The following is a 19,596-nucleotide window of genomic DNA, read 5'->3' as shown; positions in this document are numbered from 1 at the left end:
ATCCGCCCACCGGTTAGGCGCGGATCGGGCCCAGGTTAAGCACGACTTCGAGCACGGTTCGAACATAAACCAAGCGCCAACCAAGCGCGAATCGAAACGATCGACGCCTGCGTCACAACATCGCTCGACGATGACGTCTGCCCCCGCCTCGATCAAAACGCGCGCTGCAACCGCACGCGAAACACCCCTTCGGTGCGCCGCGCAAAGCGCCCTCGAACCCGTCCGCCTTCGTGCACGCCACATCACGCAAGCCGCATTATCGCGCGGCCCGCTACAATCACGCGATGACTCCGCTCGACCTCACCTTCGTTCTCGGCGGCGCATGCCGAACGGCTCGCCGCCGAAAGCGGCCGGCCCGTCACCTATATCGCGACCGCCCGCATCGGCGACGACGAGTTCGCCGCGCGCGTCGCCCATCATCGCGCGCGCCGGCCGGCCGACTGGGCGCTCGTCGAAGCGCCTGTCGAACTCGCGCTGGCGATCGCGCGGCTCGACGCGCCGGATGCGTGCGTGCTCGTCGATTGCCTGACGCTTTGGCTCACGAATTTGCTGTGCCCCGCCGACGGCCCGGGCGTCGACGACGCGCTCGCCGACGCAAGCATCGCCGAACTCGAAACGGCGCTGCGCGCGACGCGTGCGCAGGTGATCGTCGTCAGCAACGAAATCGGTCTGGGCGTCGTGCCGCTCGGCGCGCAAACGCGGCGCTTCGTCGATACGCTCGGCCGCGTCAACCAGCGCATCGCCGCGCTCGCGACGCGCGTGACGCTGCTCGTCGCCGGGCTGCCGGTTCGCGTCAAACCGGCGGGCGGTGCGCAATGCTGATGTTGTCGCCCATAGCCGTCGCGCTGTTCGCGCTGGCCGGCTGCATCGTCGACCGGCTCGTCGGCGAGCCGCGCGCCGCGCATCCGCTCGTCGGCTTCGGCCGGCTCGCCGTGCGCATCGAACGCGCACTGAACACCGGGCGGCGCGGCCGGCTCGCCGGCGCCGCCGCGTGGCTCGCGGCCGTCGCGCCGCCCGTCGCGCTCGCCGCCGCGCTCATCGCGATCTTGCCGTGGCCGCTTGCCGCCGCGCTGCATGTCGCGCTGCTGTGGTTCGCGCTCGGCGCGCGCAGCCTTGCCGAGCACGTCGCGCCGATCGCCGCCGCGCTCGCGCGGCGCGACCTCGCCGCCGCGCGAGCGTTGACCGCGCGCATCGTATCGCGCGATACCAGCGCCGCCGACGAAGCGGCGCTGTCGCGCGCGGCGGTCGAATCGGCGCTGGAGAACGGCAACGACGCGATCTTCGGCGCGCTGTTCTGGTTCGCCGTCGCGGGCGGCCCCGGCGCGCTCCTCTTCCGGCTCGCGAACACGCTCGATGCGATGTGGGGCTACCGGACGCCGCGCTTCGCCCGTTTCGGCTGGGCCGCGGCGCGCATCGACGACGCGCTCAACTGGCTGCCCGCGCGCCTGACCGCAGCGAGCTACGCGCTGCTCGGCGACACCGCGAACGCGTGGCGCTGCTGGCGCCGCCAAGCGCGGCTCTGGGACAGCCCGAACGCTGGCCCCGTGATGGCAGCCGGCGCCGGCAGCCTGAACGTCGTGATTGGCGGGCCCGCCGTCTATCACGGCCAGCTCGAAACCCGCCCGCTGCTCGGCGCGGGCGCGCCCGCCGCGCCCGCGCACGTTGCCGCCGCGCTGTCGCTCGTCGCGCGCACGATGGCGCTTTGGCTCGCGTTGCTGATTATCGGCGCGGCGCTGTCGAACACGTTCAGCCATGTCTGACGCCCGGCCCGCGATCGTTCACGGCGGCAATCTGCACGAGGCCGCGCAGCGCTACGGCATCGCGCGCGACGCGTGGCTCGACTTGTCGACCGGCATCAATCCGCTCGGCTATCCCGTGCCGCCCGTGCCCGCCGACGCATGGCACCGGCTGCCCGAGGACGACGGCGTGCTTGCCGGGCACGCCGCGCGCTACTATGGCGCGCCGAGCGCCGCGCACGTGCTGCCCGTCGCCGGCAGTCAGGCCGCGATCCGCGCGCTGCCCGCGCTGTTCGCGCGCGGTGTCGCGGGCGTCGCGCCGCTCACATACAGCGAATACGCGCCGGCATTCGAGCGCCACGGCCACGCGCTCGCACCGCTCGATTGCCGCAGTGACACGCTGCCCGAATCGCTCACGTATGCGATCGTCGCGAATCCGAACAATCCGAGCGCCGAGCGCATCGAACGCGTGCGGCTGCTGCGCTGGCACGCGCAACTCGCCGCGCGCGGCGGCGCGCTGATCGTCGATGAAGCATTCGCGGACGCCGATGCCGGCACGCCCGCGTCGCTTGCCGCCGACACCGATACACACGGCCTCGTCGTGCTGCGCTCGGTCGGCAAATTCTTCGGGCTCGCGGGAGTGCGCGCGGGCTTCGTGCTTGCCGCGCCCACGCTGCTGCACAGGTTGCACGACGCGCTCGGCGCGTGGACAGTCGGCGGCCCCGCCCGTCACGCCGTGCTCGCGGCATTCTCCGACCACGCGTGGCAGCATGCCGCGCGCGAGCGGCTCGCGGCCGACGGCGCACGGCTCGCGTCGCTGCTGCGCACGCACGGCTTCATGGTCCGCGCGACGCCGCTGTTCAGTTGGACCGACGATCCGCGCGCACGCGCGCTGCACCAAGCGCTCGCCGCGCTCGGCATCTGGACGCGCTTCTTCGCGCACGCGCCCAGCATCAGAATCGGGCTGCCCGCGCACGAAGCCGAATGGCAGCGGCTCGAAGCGGCACTGGATGCCTGCGCGCCCACGTTGACAGCAGGAACTTCGACATGACCATGCCTATGCGCGGCCGCACCGCCGCGCTGCGTATCGCCGCTGCGTGCGCGTGCGCCGGCGCCATCGCCGCCGCGCACGCGAGCGTCACCGTCACCGACGACGCCGGCCGCGCCGTCACGCTCGCCGCGCCTGCGCGGCGCGTCGTGAGCCTTGCGCCGCACGTGACCGAGCTGATCTACGCAGCCGGCGGCGGCGCGGCGCTCGTCGGCGCGGTGTCGTACAGCGACTATCCGCCCGCCGCGAAAGCGCTGCCGCGCGTCGGCTCGAATCAAGCGCTCGACCTCGAACGCATCGCGGCGCTCAAGCCCGATCTGGTCGTCGTTTGGCGGCACGGCAACGCCGAACGCGAGACCGAGCGGCTGCGCGCGCTCGGCATTCCGCTCTTCTTCAGCGAGCCGCATCATCTCGACGATGTCGCGACGTCGCTCGAAAAACTCGGCACGCTCCTCGATACGCGCGACACGGCGTCGGCCGCCGCCGCCGACTATCGGCGGCAGATCGGCCAGCTACGTGCGCGCTACGCGGACAAGCCGCCCGTTGCCGTGTTCTTCCAGATCTGGGATCGGCCGCTGATGACGTTGAGCGGCGCGCACATCGCCAGCGACGTGATCGCGCTGTGCGGCGGGCGCAACGTATTCGCGCAACTACAGCCGATCGCGCCCGCCGTCACCGACGAAGCGGTGCTCGCGGCCAACCCCGAAGCGATCCTGACGACCGCGCCCGGCGCGACCTCGACGCGCGACGCGCTGCCCGATTTCGCCCGCTGGCGCACATGGCCCGCGCTCACTGCGCTCGCGCGGGGCAATCTGTTCGCGATCGACGGCGATCTGCTGACGCGGCCCACTCCGCGTCTCGCGCAAGGCGCCGAACAGCTGTGCCGGGATCTCGATATCGCGCGCTCGCGACGGCCGAAGCCGTGACGCACACGGCATCGCGCCGACGCAAAAGCAACCCCGAGCCCGTCAATTTCCCCGGATACCTGCCGCTGCGGCGCACCCGGCAATGACGCATCGGCATCCAACGGACAACCCAGCAAAACAATGACCGATTTCGAAAGCAAACTTCTGCTGAACATCGCATCGGCCGCGTTCTCGTTCATTTTGGTGGAGTCCAGACACTTCCTGTCGAACCGGAAAAACGGCGGCAGCTTGAAGCGCGTCAGATACAGCGCCTGGAAACCGAACATTCCGCCGCAAAAAGCCAACGGCCACGCATGGCTGCGCTCGGCATGGCGGCGCGTCGCGCGCAAGCCGGAGCACGGCGCGCCGCTCGATCAGATCAAAATATTCTTCTGGAACAGCGGCTGCGAACCGATTCTCTGCGACGACCTCGTCAAGAAAAAACCGCTCACGCTGCAATTGATTCCGCCGACCGCGATCACGCGCGTCACGCTCCTCGAGAGTGCCCACGCAATAGGCGTGAAACTGATTGACGAGCGGCTTTTCAACCGCGACAAGAGCAAGAAAATCATCACGTTCGACCGGCTCGACCCTGGGCACGGCTTTGTCGCCACGCTCGGATTCGCGAGCGGACACGATCCGTCCGCGCGGATTTCCGGCCCGGTGCTGGGCTCGGCCGGCTTGGAATACGCGGGCCCGGTGTGGGCAATCGATCTCGCCGACCCCACGCGAATCGGCAAGCAGCGATCGCGTGCGATCCTGATGCGCAGGCTCAGCGGCCTGTCGTGCGTCGCCGGAGTCGCCGGACAATTCATCCCAATCGCCGGATCAGCGCCGCTCATCACGCACAGCCTGCTTTATTGGCTGTTCTTCGCCGTGTTCGCGATCTCGTGGATGGCGTTTCTGATGAGTAACAACGTCTGCGAGCAATTCAACAAGAAAATTCCGCCATCGCTGCATTATTGGGACGACAGCAGGAATTAGCCGCTCGGGCGCTTCGGTTTCGCATCATACGTCCCAATGCGCGAGCCGCCAGCCGCGTGCGCCCTCGCCGCCTTCATCGCGGCGCAGCCACACGATGCCGCCCATCGCGATCGGCCGCGCGAGCAGCGTATCGAGCGGCACATCCAGCGCCAGCGCCGCAAGCACGCGTATCACCCCCGCGTGCGTCACCGCCCAGTTCGTCGGCCTCTGCGAAGCAAACGCCGAAACTGCCGACAGCGCCGCAAGCATCGGCCGCACGCGCGCGGCGAACTGCGCGGCGCTTTCGCCGCCATGCTCGCGCGCGCCCATCGGATCGGCGCTCCAGCGGTCGATCGCGTCGCGTCCGATCGCGTCCCAGCTCTGCATTTCCCATGCGCCGAAGTCGATTTCGCGCAAGCGCAGGTCGACTTCGACCGGCGCGCGCACGTCGCGCGCAAGCGCGTGCGCGACATCCGCGCACCGCATGAGCGGGCTCGTCCAGACCATGCGTGCACCGCCCACGCCGAGCAAGCGCAGCCGCCGCAGGATATCGGCCGCGCCCGACGCCGCATCGGCCGCCAGCGGCACGTCGCTGCCGCCGTAGCAAACATGCGGTTCGACGGCCACGGCCGGATGGCGGATCAGAACGAGATCCATCCGAGCACCGTCAGATAGATCGCCAGCTCGAACACCTGCTGCGCGAAGCCGAGACAATCGCCGGTATAGCCGCCGATGCGCTTGACCAAATAACGCGCGATGCCGGCACGCAGCACGAACGTCACGGCAAGCGCCAGTGCGCCGGCGCGCCAATCCGGCCAAAACAGCCACGGCAGGCCGCACGCCGCCGCGAATGCGAACGCGCGCGCGCGCATGCGCTGCGCGACGGGCCGCGCACGGCCTTCGGCGCGCACGTAGTCGAGCGTCACGAGCAGGCTCGCGGCGAGCGCGCGGCTGCCCGCGTGCGCGGCGATCATCGTCCAGGCCGCGCGCGCGGGCGGCATCGCGGCGAGCGCCTGCCACTTCAACGCGAGTGCGACGACGAGCGCCGCCGCGCCGAACGTGCCGATCCGCGAATCGCGCATGATCCGCAATACGTCGTCGCACGTGTAGCCGCCGCCGAACGCGTCGCAACTATCGGCCAGCCCGTCCTCGTGCAGCGCGCCCGTTGCCGCAAGCGTCGCCGCGATCGACAGCAGTGCCGCGATGCCCGGCGGCCACACGCGCGACGCGGCCAGATGCACGAGCGCCGCGAGTGCGCCCACGCACACGCCGACGAGCGGAAAATAGCGCGCCGCGTGCGCAAGCTCGACGCTCGCACCGCTGATCGAACGCGGCACCGGCACGCGCGTGAAATACCCGAGCGCGACGGCGAAGTAGCGAAATTCGGCAAGCGGATTCATCGCGCGTCACGCATCGCGGTTCGCGACGCCGGCCGCTTCGAAACTTGCCATCTCACTGACGAACGCGGCCGCCGCGCGCACCAGCGGCAGCGCGAGCGCGGCGCCCGTGCCTTCGCCGACGCGCAGATCGAGCGACAGCAACGCATGCGCGCCGAAATGCTCGAGCATCCGCCGATGCCCCGCTTCGTTCGATACATGCGAGAACACGCAGTATTCGCGCACCGCGGGCGCGAGCGCATCGGCGATCAGCAGCGCGGACGTGGCGATGAAACCGTCGACGAGGATCGTCATGCGCGCACGCGCGGCCTCGACGAATGCACCGGTCATCATCGCGATTTCGAAGCCGCCGAACGTCGCGAGCACGTCGAGCGGCGCTCGCGCGTCCGGATGCCGCGCGAGCGCGCGTTCGAGCACCGCGCGCTTGTGCGCGAGCCCGGCGTCGTCGAGCCCCGTGCCGCGGCCGACACACGCGTCGAGCGGCACGTTCAGCATGCGGCTCATCAGGCACGCGGCCGCCGACGTGTTCGCGATCCCCATCTCGCCGAAGCCGATCATATTGGTGCCGAGCGCCGCATGATGCGCGACGCGCGCGGCGCCCGCCTCGAGCGCCGCGCGGACCTCGTCGCGCGTCATCGCGCGCTCGCGCGCGAAGTTGCGCGTGCCGCGCGCGATCGCCGCGCGCACGAGCGGCAGCGCGTCGTCCAACGGCGACGCGACGCCTGCGTCGACGATCTCCAGCACACACCCCGCGACGCCCGAAAACGCGTTGATCGCCGCGCCGCCCGCGACGAAATTCGCGACCATCTGCGCGGTCACCGCCTGCGGATACGGGCTCACGCCTTCGGCGGCGATGCCGTGATCGGCCGCGAACACGATCATCGCCGGGCGCACGATGCGCGGCGCGACAGTGCGCTGAACGAGGCCGAGTTGCAACGCGAGCGCCTCGAGCCGGCCAAGACTGCCCGGCGGCTTGGTTTTCTGGTCGATGACGCGCGCGAGCGTCGCGCGCAGTTCGGCATCGTCGAGCGGGGCGACATACGGCACGCAATAGGAACTCATCGGTTTACTCTGTCGAATCTCAATGGTGGAATGCGGCGCGCAACGCAACGCCGGCCGAGGATCGAAATCAACGCGAGCGGCTCCCGCCGTGGCGCGCATCGGGCCATGCGGGCACCAGCGCCTCGTGGCCGTCGCGCTCGATCAGCACGAGCGGATAGCCGAATGCGCGGCTCGCGAGCGCAGGCGTCAGCACGTCTCGCGCCGGGCCTGCGTGCGCGTGGCCGCAGCCGTCGAGCAGCAGCGCGTGAGTGGCAAAGCGGCGCGCGAGATTCAGATCGTGGCACGAGAAGATGACCGTGCGCCCGCCGGCGCGCAGCCAATCGGCGAGCGCGGCGAGGCAATCGATCTGATGATGCAAGTCCAGATGCGCGAGCGGCTCGTCGAGCAACAGCAGCGGCGCATCCTGGCACAGCGCGGCGGCCAGCGCGACGCGCTGCCGCTCGCCGCCCGACAGCGACAGCACGTCGCGCGCCGCGAACGCGGCAAGTCCGAGCCGCTCGAGCGCCACCCATGCCGCCTCGCGATCGTCCGCGCGCTCCCATCCCCATCCTGTCAGATACGGGAAGCGGCCAAGCAGCACGGTATCGAACACGCTGGCGCTAAAGGCGTCGTGCAGCGTCTGCGCCATCCACGCGCGCCGCTGCGCGAGCGCCTGCGGCCGCCATTGCGCAAGCGGCACACCGTCGGCATCGACAATGCCCGACGCGGGCGCCGCGAGCCCCGCGAGCGTCGTCATCAGCGTGGTCTTGCCCGCGCCGTTCGGCCCGGCGATACACCAAAGCTCGCCCGGACGGAACGTATGCGTGAAATCGTCGAGCAGCGTGCGCGCCCCCGCTTTCAGCACGAGGCGTTGCACGCCATAGCGCGCAGCATGCGCCCGCCGTGCGTCGATCCGAGCGCTCGTCATCGCCCCGCCCTGCGCAACAGCATCCACAGGAACAGCGGCACGCCGATCAGCGCGGTCATCACGCCGACCGGCAACTGCGCGGGCGCCATCGCCGTGCGCGCGAGCAGATCGGCGGCCATCACGCCCGCGCCGCCCGCGAGCATCGCCGCGGGCAACAGCATCCGTTGATCGTTGCCGAACGCAAGCCGCAACGCATGCGGCACGACCAAGCCGACAAAGCCGATCGTGCCCGCCGTCGTGACGGCCGCGGCGGCCGCGAGCGAAGCGATCAGATAAACCCGCAGCCGCAGCCGCGCGACCGGCACGCCGAGCGCGGCGGCGGCCGCGTCGCCGCGCAACAGCACGTTCAGTTGCGGCGCGGCCGGCAGCGCGGCAAGCGCGGCCACCGCGAGCGCGGCGAGCGCGAACCCCGGCGACGCCGCGCCGCCCAGATCGCCCGACAGCCAGAACAGGATGCCGCGCAGCCGCTCCTGCGGCGCGATCGACAGCAACAGCGTGATGAGCGCGAACCATCCGGCGGAAATCACGACGCCCGTGAGCAGCAGGCGCGGCGATGCATCGCGCGGCTCGCCGCGCCACAGCTCCCGGCGCGCGAGCCCGAGCACGAACACGATCGACACCAGCGCGCCCGCGAACGACGCCGCATCGACGAGCCACCACGCGCCGCCCGCGATCATCGCGACGAGCGCGAACGCCGCCGCGCCGCCCGACACGCCGAGCACATACGGTTCGGCAAGCGGATTGCGCAACAGCACTTGCAGCAGCGCGCCCGCGAGCGCAAGCAGCGCGCCGCAGCCGAAGCCCGCAAGTGCGCGCGGCAGCCTCAGCGTGCGGACGATGTCGGCCGCGAGCGGTGCCTCGCCCGTGCGATGCGCGAGGGCCGCGAGCGCATCGGCGGGCGTCATCGGCACGCTACCGAGCGTCAGCGACGCGACGAACACCGCGCCGGCGGCAGCCGCGAGCGCCGCCCAGATCGCCGCCGCGCGTCCCGCGCGCATGCCGGCGCCGCGCACGCCGCCCTTTCCGGCAAACGCTGCCATCAAGCCGCCTCCCGCGTGCCGCCCACGTCAGCGCTGCTGCCAGCCGAGCGTGACATAGGCGCCGCGGCGCGGCGTGTTGTACGCATACGCAAGCTCATAGTCCTTATCGAGCAGATTGTCGATGCGCGCACTCACGTACCACGATTTCGTGATGTCGTAGCGCGCGGACACATTCACGATTCCATAGCCGCCGAGCCGGCTGCCGTAATCGGTGCGCGGCCCGCTGACCAGCCACTCGCCGCCGACCCGCCAGCCGCCCATCGTGCGATGCGCGGCGAACGACGCGAAGCGCCGCGCGCGCCGGTTCAGATCCTGATGCGCGATTTCGTCGACCGGATTCTGCACCGTCGCCGCAATCCGCAAGTCGTTCTTGCCGATCCGCCCCTGCCACGAGCCTTCGACGCCCTGCACCTTGGCGCGGCCGACGTTCTGCGCGACATAGAAAAACCCGCTCGCGCCCGGCCGGTAGTCGATCAAGTTCGTATAGCGGGTCTGAAACGCGGTGACGCGCACCACGCCGATCGCCTCCGATGCGTACTGCACGGCCGCGTCGACCGAGTGGCTGCGCTCGGGCTGAATCGACAGGTTACCCGAGTTGGGAAAGTACAGATCGTTGAAGCTGGGCGCGCGAAACGCGTCCGAGTAGCTCGCCGTCACCTTCCAGTGCTCGGTGACGTCCAATCCATAACCGAAATAGTAGCTGTTCGCGCCGCCGAAATCGGAATACTGGTCGCGCCGCAGATTCGCCTGGAACTGGCTCGCGCCCAGGCGGCCGGTATAGCCGAGCCAGCCGGAATTCACGTGGCGCGTGGGCGCCGCGTAGCTGTTCGAATCGAACGACTGGTCGAGCCGCTCGTAGCCGGCCTGCAATGTGTGGCCGCGCGCGAGCGTGAAATCGTTCTGCCAGGTGTACTGACGGTTGTCGGTGTTGAAGTGATCGGTGTACGCGCCGTTCAACGCCGACTGGTTGCGATCCTTGCCGCTCGACACGTTGACGTGCGTCGTCCACCAGCCGGTGATTTTGCCGTTCGCGAATGCCGAGATCTGCTGAACCCGGCTGTACAGGTCGTTCAGATCGGTGGGCTTGCCGTATGCGTTGTCGTAGCTGTTGCGGCCGGCGGTGTCGAAGTACGTGACGCCCGCATCCCAGCCGCCGCCGAACCGATGCTTGAGCGACGCCGACACGCTCTCGCTCAAGTTGCCGTTCGCATTCGGATTCGCCTGCGGCTTGCTCGCGGGATCGATCGCCGAGAAACCATCGGTCTTCGCGCGCGCAAGCGACACGCTGAACGTCGTGCTGCCGTCCTGATCGAGCCGCCCCGACACGCCCGCGTTCTGCGTCTGCGTGTGATAGCTGCCGTAGCCCGCGGAGAAATCGAAGCGCGGCGGATGATCGCCGCCGCGCTTCGTGAACACCTGCACGACGCCGCCGATCGCGCCCGACCCATACAGCGACGACACGTTGCCGTTCACGACCTCGACCCGCTCGATCTGATCGAGCGGAATCCGGCCGATTTGCGCCTGCCCGAGGCTCGCCGAATCGACTCGCACGCCGTCGATCAGCACGAGCGACTGCGTCGGCTGCGCACCGCGCAGAAAGAGGCTCGCGCTCGCCCCCGGGCCGCCGTTGCGCACGATCTGCGCGCCCGGCGCGAGCGCGAGCAGGCCGGGCAGATCGGTCGCGCCGCTGTCGGCGATGTCCTGCGCATCGAAGCGGCTGGTTTGAGGAATGGTATCGGCAAGCTTCTGCGGACCGCGCTGCGCGGTGACGACGATCGGCTCGAGTTGCGTGCCGGCGTCGCCGGCGGCAGGCGCCGACGGCGCCGCGCCGGTTTGCGCGAACGACGCGCAAGGCAATCCAGACAAGGCGACGAGCGCCGCGCGGACGAATGAGGTTGACATCGAGACAAAAATCCAGTGGCGCTACGGCGCCTGCTTCCCCGCAGGCGCCGCGTCACGAAGACGGCCGCAAGCCGCCTCCCCGCCTCGGCCGGTATCCGGGCTGCGAAATCGCCGCCTCGCCTTCCCGCGCGATGCGCAGTGGCTTGCTGCGCACCGGCGGCCGGCCGATCACGACCAGCCGCCAGTGCGCGAAGAGGACGGCTTGCATCGAATGCGATGCGCTTCGCTTACCGTTGCGGGGGCAGCGCAGGTTGGCTCGATCCTGGCGGACTTCGCACCCTGCTTCCCGTTTAACCGCGCGTGAAACGCGCGAGCACCGAGGCGGCGCCAGTTTAGGAGCGCGGCCGGCCGTGCGTCAAGAAACACGGCGGCGCGCGACGCGCGCGCATCGCGCATGAGGCGGCACGCGAAAGCATGCGCCGGCGTCGATGCGTCTGCGATAGTTCGCGGCGAGAAGCGCGGGTGTTACGTCTGGAAACGTTACAGATATCGGAATAACGGGTATTCCGCGCTAAAATGCTGGGTCTTTAGAGGACGCAGCAGATGCTCAACGAACTCGAAACCCTATCTCAAAACATTGGCCGTTTGATCGCGCTCAATCAGCGCTATCAAACGGAACGGCTCGCGCTCGAGGAGCAAGTCGCACAATTGCGAACGGAAATGAACACACTGCGCACCGATCTCGCGCAGTTGCGCGACGAGCGCAATGCGCTCGCGGCGGAGCGCGATTCGCTGTCGGCGAAAATCGACGACGCGCAAGTCAAGCTCAACGCGATCCTCGAAAAATTGCCGCGCACGAAAAGCGTGCCGGATACGGAAAACCAGCTTGATCTGCTTGCTGCGCAGGCAAACGACGAAAGCCCGCGTGAAGGCGACGACGGCACGGCGAGCCACGGAGAACATGCATGAGCACAAAGCAGATCGAAGTCTCGATTCTCGGCCAGACGTATCGGCTCGCCTGCTCGCCGGAAACGGAAGCGGCGCTGCTCGAAGCGGTCGCGCGCGTCGATACCGAAATGTCCAACATCCGCACGAACAGCTCGGTGCGCGGCACCGACCGCATCGCGGTGATGGCCGCGCTGTCGCTCGCATCGGAGCTGCTGCGGCTGCAACAAAGCGTGCGACACGGCGAAGCGTTCCCCGCGGAAGAAATCCGGCGTACAATGCGCCAAATGAATGAACAGCTCGGTGCAGTGCTCACACAGCACGAGTTGCAGTAAGTTAAAGCAGTCCATTCGTTTCACCCGGTTCGAGCCATGCTTGGTCTATCCCGCTCAAGCAGCCGAACCCAAAAGTGATTCGAACCGTTTAGTCAGCTTCCCTGCCTGGTTCGCCAAGGTCATATATTCCTTGAACCAATGCCATGTGCACGGTTGCGGAAATTTGTAGCACGGGCGCGCGCGTCACTCTGTCTGATGTACCCGAAGTGCTGCTAACTGCGACCAATTCTGAACCTCAGGTTCAGGATGCCGGCCTAGCGGCCAAGGCGGGGGCCTATTCCACGGCATCGGGTTCGTCCCGGTGCCGTTTCCTTATCCGCAGCCTTTTCATTGCGTCGATTCGATCCGATCCATGCGCTATTGGCTGATGAAATCCGAACCGGACGAGGCGAGCATCGACGATCTCGCCGCCGCACCCGGACAAGCGTTGCCGTGGACCGGCGTGCGCAACTATCAGGCGCGCAACTTCATGCGCGACGCGATGCAGATCGGCGACGGCGTGCTGTTCTATCATTCGAGCTGCCCGGAGCCCGGCATCGCGGGGCTCGCCGAGGTGTGCTCGACGCCCTACCCCGATCCCACGCAGTTCGACCCGCAAAGTCCGTACCACGATCCGAAGGCGACGCCCGATGCGCCGCGCTGGGTGCTCGTCGACGTGCGCTTCGTGAAGAAGACGCCGCTCATTGCGCTCGGCACATTGCGCGAACATGACGCGCTCGCCGGCATGCGCGTGCTCGCGAAGGGCAACCGGCTGTCGATCACGCCCGTCACGCCAGACGAATGGCGCTTCATCACGAAGCGGCTGATGAAGTAATGCGGCATCGGCCGTCAAACAATGTCAGATACACGCGCGGCAGCCGGAACCTCGCGACGCTTTCATCTGCCTAACGGACGCGCAACGGATGCGACGCCCACTATGCTTGTATCCGTTGCTCGATCATTCAGCGCGGCTCACATCCGCGCCCCGCACGCCAACGATGCATGCGTGTTCTCGCTCAAGGAGTCAATAATGACGAAAAAATCCGCTCTGACCGCCGCTGTCGCCCTCGCGGCGGCGCTGCCCATCGCCATCGCGCTTGCGCCGTCCGCCGCACGCGCGCAAAGCGTCGGCGTAATGCCGCCGCCGTCGGGCGTGCTGTCGCTGTCCGCGCAAGCAAGCGCCGACGTTCCGCAGGACGTCATCGACATCACGCTGTTCTATGAACAGCAAGCGAAAGATCCCGGCAACCTGACCAGCGAACTCAACAAGCGCGCGGATTCGGCGCTCGCGCAGGCGCGCAGCGTCGCGGGCGTGACGGCGCACACGGGCCAGTTCTCGGTCTCACCGAGCTTCGATCGCGATGGCAAGATCTCGGCATGGCGCGGGCGCACCGAGGTCGTGCTCGAATCGCGCGATTTCTCCGCCGCGTCGAAACTCGCGGGTCAACTGAGTTCGATCATGCAGATCGGCAACGTGTCGTTCTCGCTGTCGCCGGACGCGCAGCGCGCGACCGAGCAGAAACTCACGACCGAAGCGATCAAGGCATTCCGCGCACGCGCCGAGGAAGCGACAAAGGCGTTCGGCTATAGCAGCTATTCGATCCGTGACGTGAACGTCGGCAGCGGCCGCAACGTGCAGCCGTTCCAGCCGAGGATGATGGCGATGGCCGCCGCGCCCTCCGCAGCAGACGCCGCGCCGATCGCGGTCGAAGGCGGCAAGGCGACCGTGACCGTCAACGTGAACGGCTCGGTGCAGATGAAGTGACGAAGTCATCGCCGGCAGCGGCGTGTTGCAGCGCCGCCCGCCGCCGATAATCGCCAGACAGAACGCCGGCCGCGAGAGCCGGCGTTTTTGATGTGCGCCGCGCCGAGTTGCATGGCACTCGTTTTGCTTCGGCCCATGCATGGGGGATACGCAAACGGCCTCGAATGGGAGTGGCGCCCGCTTGTTGCATCACACGCAACGTCGTTGCGGCGCGCGCCGAATGGCGCAATGCGCGCACCGCCCTGCCGCGACGCCAAGCCCGTGTGCCGCGCGCACCCACCGTGCAGGCCTCCCAATCGCGCCATGCGTCGCGCTGCGCGCGATGCCAATCTCCGGCACGCATCGTCCGCGCCGGCCACACGAGTCGCGGCATCCATCCAGCCGACCTGCCCGCGACGCCGTTCTCATTCGATCGATGTCCGGCCTCCACGCAACGCGATGCGCGAACCGCTCAAGCCGCTTTCCCCCCGCCGCGCCGGTATGCCCAAACCATCATCAGCACGCCGGCGACGATCATCGGCAGCGACAGCCACTGCCCCATCGACAGCCCAAACGTCAGCAGCCCAAGAAAGTCGTCCGGCTCGCGCGCGAACTCGACCGTGAAACGCGCGAGCCCGTAGCCGATCAGGAACAGCGCCGACACCGCGCCCATCGGCCGGGGCTTGCGCGAGAAAAACCACAGCACGATAAAAAGCGCAATGCCTTCGAGCGCGATTTCATAAAGCTGCGACGGATGGCGCGGCAGCATCTGATGCGCGAGAAATACCTCGTTGAGATCCCACTTCGCGGCGATATCCTGATGCGCGGCAAGCCACGCGGCATCGTCGCGCGCCGCGCCCGGAAACAGCATCGCCCATGGCGCGTCGGGGCTGGTCACGCGCCCCCACAGCTCGCCGTTGATGAAGTTGCCGAGCCGCCCGGTCGCGAGGCCCGTCGGCACCATCGGCGCGACGAAATCGGTCACCTGCAGCCAGTGGCGCTTGCGCTGCCACGCGAACAGCGCCATCGCGAGCGTCACGCCGAGAAAGCCGCCGTGAAACGACATGCCCCCTTCCCACACTTTGAAGATATCGAGCGGGTGCGACAGGTAGAAGCCCGCCTTGTAGAACAGCACGTAGCCGAGCCGGCCGCCCAGCACGACGCCGAGCACGCCGTAGAACATCATGTCGTCGATGTCCTTCGCGCTCCAGCCTTGCGCGGCGACGTGCGGCAGCTTCAGCCGCACACGGCCGATGACGATCGCCGCGATGAAGCCGACGAGATACATGAGCCCATACCAGCGCACGGCGAGCGGGCCGATGTGGATCGCGACGGGATCGAAATTCGGATGAATGATCATGGATTAGCGTTGAAGGTTTGAATCGAAGCGGCGCTCGCGCCGCGAAACGCGTTTCGACGGATGCGCCGCGCGAACGTTCACGGCCGCGCGCTCCGGCCCGGCGCGGCGTGCGCGCCGCACGCATGGGCGCGCACGATGTCGATGAAGCCCGAGAGCACCGGGCTTACGTCGGCCGTGCGCCACACGAGCCCCGTCTCGACGACGGGCGCCGCCGTATCGGCAAGCGGCCGGTAGACGACGCCCGTGCGCCGCAGGTTGCGCAGCGATTGCGGCACGAGCGCGACGCCCAAACCCGCGGACACGAGGCTCACGATCGTCTGCATCTGGATCGCTTCCTGGCCGATGCGGGGTGCAACGCCCGCCGCGCCGTAGCAGCCCGTAATGATGTCATAAAAGCCGGGCGCCAGACGGCGGGGAAAGATCACGAGCGGCAACGACGCGATGTCCGCGATCCGCACCGGCGCGTCGGCGACGCCGCGCACGGCAAGCGCAGCGGCCGCATCGGCCGACATCGCGACGACGAGCGGCTCGCGCAGCACCGGCAGATACGACAGCGACGCCGCGTGACGCGGCGGCACGGGCGCAATCACGAGCCCCGCGTCGATGCGGCCGGCCGCCAGTTCGTCGAGTTGCACGTCGCTCGTCGCCTCGGTCAACTGCAGGCGCACGTGCGGATGGCGCGCGCCGAACTCGCGCAACAGCCGCGGCAGCAGCCCGTAATCGGCCGTCGATACGAACGCGAGCGCAAGCGAGCCCGATTCGCCGCGCGCCAGGCGCTGCGCGAGCGGCGGCAGTGCGTCGGCGGCGGCAAGCAGCCGCCGCACGTCGGGCAGCAGCGCGGCGCCCACCGCGGTCAGCTCGACCGAGCGCTTCGTGCGCGCGAACAGCGCGACGCCGAGCGCGTCCTCGAGCGCGCGAATCGCCTGCGACAGCGGCGGCTGCGTCATCGCCAGCCGCGCCGCGGCCCGCCCGAAATGCCGCTCGTCGGCCACGGTCAAGAAATAGCGCCACTGGCGCAGATCCGGGGTCACATCGGGCTCCTCGTTCGACTCGTCACTGATATGTCTTTCGACCTAATAGACGACGAATAATATATTGGACATTCTTGAACGGAAACTGCATTCTTGCCCACCTGAGCCGGCCTGCGCCCATGCAGCGCGCCGCCCCGCAATCAATCAGCCGATGGATGGAGTCCCCATGTCGTACAACCGCCGCTCGAAGAACATCACGCAGGGCGTGGCCCGCTCGCCGAATCGCTCGATGTATTACGCGCTCGGCTACCAGCCGGAAGATTTCGACAAACCGATGATCGGCATCGCCAACGGCCACTCGACGATCACGCCGTGCAACGCGGGCCTGCAGCGCCTGTCGGATGCGGCCGTCGAGGCCGTCAAGCACGCCGGCGCGAATCCGCAGATTTTCGGCACGCCGACCATTTCGGACGGCATGTCGATGGGCACCGAAGGGATGAAGTATTCGCTCGTATCGCGCGAAGTGATCGCCGACTGCATCGAAACCTGCGTGCAGGGCCAATGGATGGACGGCGTGGTGGTCGTCGGCGGCTGCGACAAGAACATGCCGGGCGGAATGATCGCGCTCGCGCGCCTGAACGTGCCGGGCATCTACGTGTACGGCGGCACGATCCGCCCCGGCCGCTGGAAGGGTCGCGATCTGACGATCGTGTCGTCGTTCGAGGCGGTCGGCGAATTCACGGCCGGGCGGATGGCGCAGGAGGATTTCGAAGGGGTCGAAAAGAACGCGTGCCCGACCACGGGCTCGTGCGGCGGCATGTACACCGCGAACACGATGAGTTCGTCGTTCGAGGCGCTCGGCATGTCGCTGCTGTATTCGTCGACGATGGCCAACCCGGATCAGGAGAAGGTCGACTCGGCGGCCGAATCGGCACGCGTGCTCGTCGAAGCCGTGAAGCGCGACCTGAAGCCGCGCGACATCATCACGAAACAATCGATCGAGAATGCGGTGTCGGTCATCATGGCCACGGGCGGCTCGACGAACGCGGTGCTGCATTACCTTGCGATCGCGCACGCGGCCGAGATCGACTGGTCGATCGACGATTTCGAACGGATTCGCAAGCGCGTGCCGGTGATTTGCGACCTGAAGCCGTCGGGCCAATATGTCGCGACCGATCTGCACGCGGCGGGCGGCATCCCGCAGGTGATGAAGATCCTGCTCGACGCGGGCCTCCTGCACGGCGATTGCATGACGATCACCGGCCGCACGCTCGCCGACGAGCTGAAGGACGTGCCGAGCACGCCGCGCGCCGACCAGAAGGTGATCTACCCGATCGATCAGGCGCTGTACAAGGAAGGCCATCTCGCGATCCTGAAGGGCAATCTCGCGGAAAACGGTGCGGTCGCGAAAATCACCGGCCTGAAGAACCCCGTCATCACCGGCCCGGCGCGCGTGTTCGACGACGAGCAAAGCGCATTGCAAGCGATCCTCGACGACAAGATCCACGCGGGCGACGTGGTCGTGCTGCGTTATCTCGGCCCGCAAGGCGGCCCCGGCATGCCCGAGATGCTCGCGCCGACGTCCGCGATCATCGGCAAGGGGCTGGGGGAATCGGTCGGCCTCATCACCGATGGCCGCTTCTCGGGCGGCACATGGGGAATGGTGGTGGGCCACGTCGCGCCGGAGGCGTTCGTCGGCGGCACGATCGCGCTGGTGCAGGAAGGCGACTCGATCACGATCGATGCGCACAAGCTGCTGCTGCAGCTCAACGTCGACGACGCCGAGCTTGCGCGCCGCCGCGCCGCATGGAAGCAGCCTGCGCCGCGCTACACGCGCGGGGTGCTCGCCAAGTACGCGGCGCTCGCCCGCCCCGCGAACCAGGGCGCGGTCACCGGCTGACGCCCGGCATCGGCGGCGGCCGCGACGGGTGGCGATCCGGCGCAGCCGCCGCGCGCGTATGTGTGCGTATGTGCGCGTAGCGACAAAAAACCACAAGATCGCCGGCGGGCGCAACCTGTCCGGCCGCCCTTTGCTTTTATAATGCGCGCAACGCCAAACCGGGCACCGCACCGGCGGAGACCAGCATGAACCGAATGACCTGGTACGCGGTGCGTATTCGCACGGCGTGCCTGCGCGTGATGATCGTTTCGTTGACGGCCGCGAGCACAAGCTTGCATGCGCAGCCAGCCGACGGACTGTCGCTCGCGCAACGCAAGAACTGCATGGCATGCCATGCGGCCGACACTACGCTGATGGGCCCGTCGTTCCGCGCGATCGCCGACAAGTACGCCGCGCGCGGCGACGCCGTCAGCTATCTCGCGCAAACCATCGTGAAAGGCAGCGTCGGCGTCTGGGGCAACGTGCCGATGCCTGCCAACACGCAATTGACGAATGCCGAAGCGAGCACGCTCGCGCACTGGATTCTGTCGCGCAGATAAGAAACCGCGCCCAGCATCCGCTACGCGTGCCGGTGAGCGCACCGAATGCGCGGCAGCGTGTTCGCAGCGCTATTTCGAGCCTTGCGAGCCGCCGCCCGAATCCGCTTGCCGATGATGCGCCAGCGCCGCATCGATTTCTTGCGCCACCCACGCTGCGATCTCGGTTTCGAGCACACGCGAAACCTCGCCCGCGATCTGGCCGACGAGCCGCGCAGTATGGACTTGCAGCGCGTCGCGGCAACGCGCTTCGACGAGTTCGCGCCCGTCGCCCGCCAGATATGCGTGCAACCGGTCCTGCAACCGCTCGGCGATGCGCCGCGCATCGGCGCTCGCCGCAGGCGGCTGCCGTGACGCTCCAGCGGCGGGCGGCCGCGCGAGCGCCGGATTGCCCGGCACGAGCACGTCGCTCAGAACGGGAATCGGCGCTTCGCCGGCTGGATCGATTTCGTTCGCTTCGGACACGCTGTTCTCCGTCCGGGCTCACGCCCCCTGCTTGTAATTGTTGAGCGCATAGCCGCGATCCCGATAGAAACGGTAACGCTCGCGCCCCGCCGTCAGCTCGTCGGGCGCATTGCCGACCACTTCGAGCAGACGCTCGAAGCGCGCGAACTGCGCGGGCACATCGTCGCCCAGATTCAGCAAGATGCCGTGATGCGGCGCGCGCTCGAGATCCGCGGTCAGCACGATCGGCGTGGCGGCCGCGTGCGGGCTGTCCACTGCGCAGTGCGGAATGAAGTCGAGCGGAGAAAACGTCCAGAGCCGCTCGTCGAGCGCGCGCAGCCGCGCGGGCGAAGCGCGCACGACGACCGGCTGCCCCGCCTGATACGCCTTGCGCAGCAGCCGGCAAGCGTAGGCGAGCGGGTCGCCGACGTTCGTGTGGAAATCGATCCGCGTCATCGCGCGCCGCGCCCCGCCGGATTTGC

Annotated in this window: 20 protein-coding genes, 1 other RNA gene, 1 pseudogene and 1 riboswitch; of the genes and pseudogenes, 12 read left to right on the top strand and 10 right to left on the bottom strand. The window is 68.3% G+C overall.

The window, feature by feature from the left end:
• The first annotated feature begins 284 nt into the window (after window positions 1–284).
• The 5 genes and pseudogenes from cobU (at window position 285) to BSIN_RS25945 (ending at window position 4,673) form a co-directional block, all read left to right on the top strand.
• Window positions 285–822 (top strand): annotated as a pseudogene (gene cobU / locus BSIN_RS01270) (bifunctional adenosylcobinamide kinase/adenosylcobinamide-phosphate guanylyltransferase).
• Entirely contained in the window at window positions 816–1,760 is a 945-nt protein-coding gene (cbiB, locus tag BSIN_RS01265; RefSeq protein WP_089339254.1) for an adenosylcobinamide-phosphate synthase CbiB, read from the top strand. The pseudogene cobU and the gene cbiB overlap by 7 nt, the downstream one beginning before the upstream one ends.
• Window positions 1,753–2,787, top strand: coding sequence for a threonine-phosphate decarboxylase CobD (gene cobD / locus BSIN_RS01260; RefSeq protein WP_089339253.1), 1,035 nt, complete (start codon window positions 1,753–1,755; stop codon window positions 2,785–2,787). Before cbiB ends, cobD begins: the two co-directional genes overlap by 8 nt.
• An 8-nt stretch (window positions 2,788–2,795) precedes the next feature.
• Entirely contained in the window at window positions 2,796–3,710 is a 915-nt protein-coding gene (locus BSIN_RS01255) for a cobalamin-binding protein (protein ID WP_369828091.1), read from the top strand.
• A gap of 120 nt (window positions 3,711–3,830) precedes the next feature.
• Window positions 3,831–4,673, top strand: coding sequence for a hypothetical protein (locus BSIN_RS25945; RefSeq protein WP_173678598.1), 843 nt, complete (start codon window positions 3,831–3,833; stop codon window positions 4,671–4,673).
• A gap of 24 nt (window positions 4,674–4,697) precedes the next feature.
• On the opposite strand, the gene cobC is transcribed toward BSIN_RS25945, so the two are convergent.
• From cobC to BSIN_RS01220, 6 genes are all read right to left on the bottom strand, one after another.
• Complete coding sequence (gene cobC / locus BSIN_RS01245; RefSeq protein WP_089339251.1) at window positions 4,698–5,309, bottom strand: alpha-ribazole phosphatase family protein; 612 nt, start codon at window positions 5,307–5,309, stop codon at window positions 4,698–4,700.
• The gene (locus BSIN_RS01240) at window positions 5,294–6,052 is read right to left on the bottom strand and encodes an adenosylcobinamide-GDP ribazoletransferase (RefSeq protein WP_089339250.1); all 759 of its coding nucleotides are present in this window, start codon (window positions 6,050–6,052) and stop codon (window positions 5,294–5,296) included. The genes cobC and BSIN_RS01240 overlap by 16 nt, the downstream gene beginning before the upstream one ends.
• A gap of 6 nt (window positions 6,053–6,058) precedes the next feature.
• Entirely contained in the window at window positions 6,059–7,111 is a 1,053-nt protein-coding gene (cobT, locus tag BSIN_RS01235; RefSeq protein WP_089339249.1) for a nicotinate-nucleotide--dimethylbenzimidazole phosphoribosyltransferase, read from the bottom strand.
• A gap of 67 nt (window positions 7,112–7,178) precedes the next feature.
• Window positions 7,179–8,018 carry an ABC transporter ATP-binding protein gene (locus BSIN_RS01230; RefSeq protein WP_089339248.1) on the bottom strand — a complete coding sequence of 280 codons (840 nt, stop codon included), beginning with the start codon at window positions 8,016–8,018 and terminating at the stop codon, window positions 7,179–7,181.
• Window positions 8,015–9,016: a FecCD family ABC transporter permease gene (locus BSIN_RS01225; RefSeq protein WP_089339276.1), complete on the bottom strand. Its 1,002-nt coding sequence runs from the start codon at window positions 9,014–9,016 to the stop codon at window positions 8,015–8,017. The genes BSIN_RS01230 and BSIN_RS01225 overlap by 4 nt, the downstream gene beginning before the upstream one ends.
• Window positions 9,017–9,085: 69 nt before the next feature.
• Window positions 9,086–10,960 carry a TonB-dependent receptor plug domain-containing protein gene (locus BSIN_RS01220; RefSeq protein ID WP_089339247.1) on the bottom strand — a complete coding sequence of 625 codons (1,875 nt, stop codon included), beginning with the start codon at window positions 10,958–10,960 and terminating at the stop codon, window positions 9,086–9,088.
• A 69-nt stretch (window positions 10,961–11,029) separates the two neighbouring features.
• Window positions 11,030–11,296, bottom strand: a riboswitch (cobalamin riboswitch).
• A gap of 207 nt (window positions 11,297–11,503) precedes the next feature.
• On the opposite strand from BSIN_RS01220, the gene BSIN_RS01215 reads away from it, so the two are divergent.
• The 5 genes from BSIN_RS01215 (at window position 11,504) to BSIN_RS01195 (ending at window position 13,924) form a co-directional block, all read left to right on the top strand.
• The gene (locus BSIN_RS01215; protein WP_059520408.1) at window positions 11,504–11,869 is read left to right on the top strand and encodes a coiled-coil domain-containing protein; all 366 of its coding nucleotides are present in this window, start codon (window positions 11,504–11,506) and stop codon (window positions 11,867–11,869) included.
• Entirely contained in the window at window positions 11,866–12,180 is a 315-nt protein-coding gene (locus BSIN_RS01210; RefSeq protein ID WP_089339246.1) for a cell division protein ZapA, read from the top strand. Before BSIN_RS01215 ends, BSIN_RS01210 begins: the two co-directional genes overlap by 4 nt.
• 95 nt (window positions 12,181–12,275) lie before the next feature.
• A non-coding RNA gene (gene ssrS, locus BSIN_RS01205) (6S RNA) lies at window positions 12,276–12,457 on the top strand.
• Window positions 12,458–12,532: 75 nt separating this feature from the next.
• Entirely contained in the window at window positions 12,533–12,994 is a 462-nt protein-coding gene (locus tag BSIN_RS01200) for an EVE domain-containing protein (protein ID WP_089339245.1), read from the top strand.
• 195 nt (window positions 12,995–13,189) lie between these two features.
• Window positions 13,190–13,924: an SIMPL domain-containing protein gene (locus BSIN_RS01195; RefSeq protein WP_089339244.1), complete on the top strand. Its 735-nt coding sequence runs from the start codon at window positions 13,190–13,192 to the stop codon at window positions 13,922–13,924.
• A gap of 451 nt (window positions 13,925–14,375) precedes the next feature.
• On the opposite strand, the gene lgt is transcribed toward BSIN_RS01195, so the two are convergent.
• Complete coding sequence (gene lgt / locus BSIN_RS01190; protein ID WP_059520412.1) at window positions 14,376–15,263, bottom strand: prolipoprotein diacylglyceryl transferase; 888 nt, start codon at window positions 15,261–15,263, stop codon at window positions 14,376–14,378.
• Window positions 15,264–15,340: 77 nt separating this feature from the next.
• Window positions 15,341–16,294, bottom strand: coding sequence for a LysR substrate-binding domain-containing protein (locus BSIN_RS01185; RefSeq protein ID WP_089339243.1), 954 nt, complete (start codon window positions 16,292–16,294; stop codon window positions 15,341–15,343).
• 166 nt (window positions 16,295–16,460) lie between these two features.
• Between BSIN_RS01185 and ilvD the strand changes: the two genes are divergently transcribed.
• Window positions 16,461–18,134: a dihydroxy-acid dehydratase gene (gene ilvD, locus BSIN_RS01175; protein WP_059520414.1), complete on the top strand. Its 1,674-nt coding sequence runs from the start codon at window positions 16,461–16,463 to the stop codon at window positions 18,132–18,134.
• 239 nt (window positions 18,135–18,373) lie between these two features.
• Window positions 18,374–18,673, top strand: a complete 300-nt coding sequence (locus tag BSIN_RS01170; protein ID WP_089339275.1) for a c-type cytochrome — start codon at window positions 18,374–18,376, stop codon at window positions 18,671–18,673.
• 69 nt (window positions 18,674–18,742) lie between these two features.
• Here BSIN_RS01170 and BSIN_RS01165 read toward each other — a convergent pair whose 3' ends face one another.
• Window positions 18,743–19,135: a DUF2486 family protein gene (locus BSIN_RS01165; RefSeq protein WP_059520416.1), complete on the bottom strand. Its 393-nt coding sequence runs from the start codon at window positions 19,133–19,135 to the stop codon at window positions 18,743–18,745.
• Window positions 19,136–19,153: 18 nt separating this feature from the next.
• Entirely contained in the window at window positions 19,154–19,570 is a 417-nt protein-coding gene (locus BSIN_RS01160; RefSeq protein WP_059520417.1) for a DNA polymerase III subunit chi, read from the bottom strand.
• Window positions 19,571–19,596: the final 26 nt, after the last annotated feature.

The organism is Burkholderia singularis (genome assembly GCF_900176645.1).
GTDB classification, from domain to species: domain Bacteria; phylum Pseudomonadota; class Gammaproteobacteria; order Burkholderiales; family Burkholderiaceae; genus Burkholderia; species Burkholderia singularis.
This window is presented reverse-complemented; position numbering and strand designations above follow the sequence as displayed.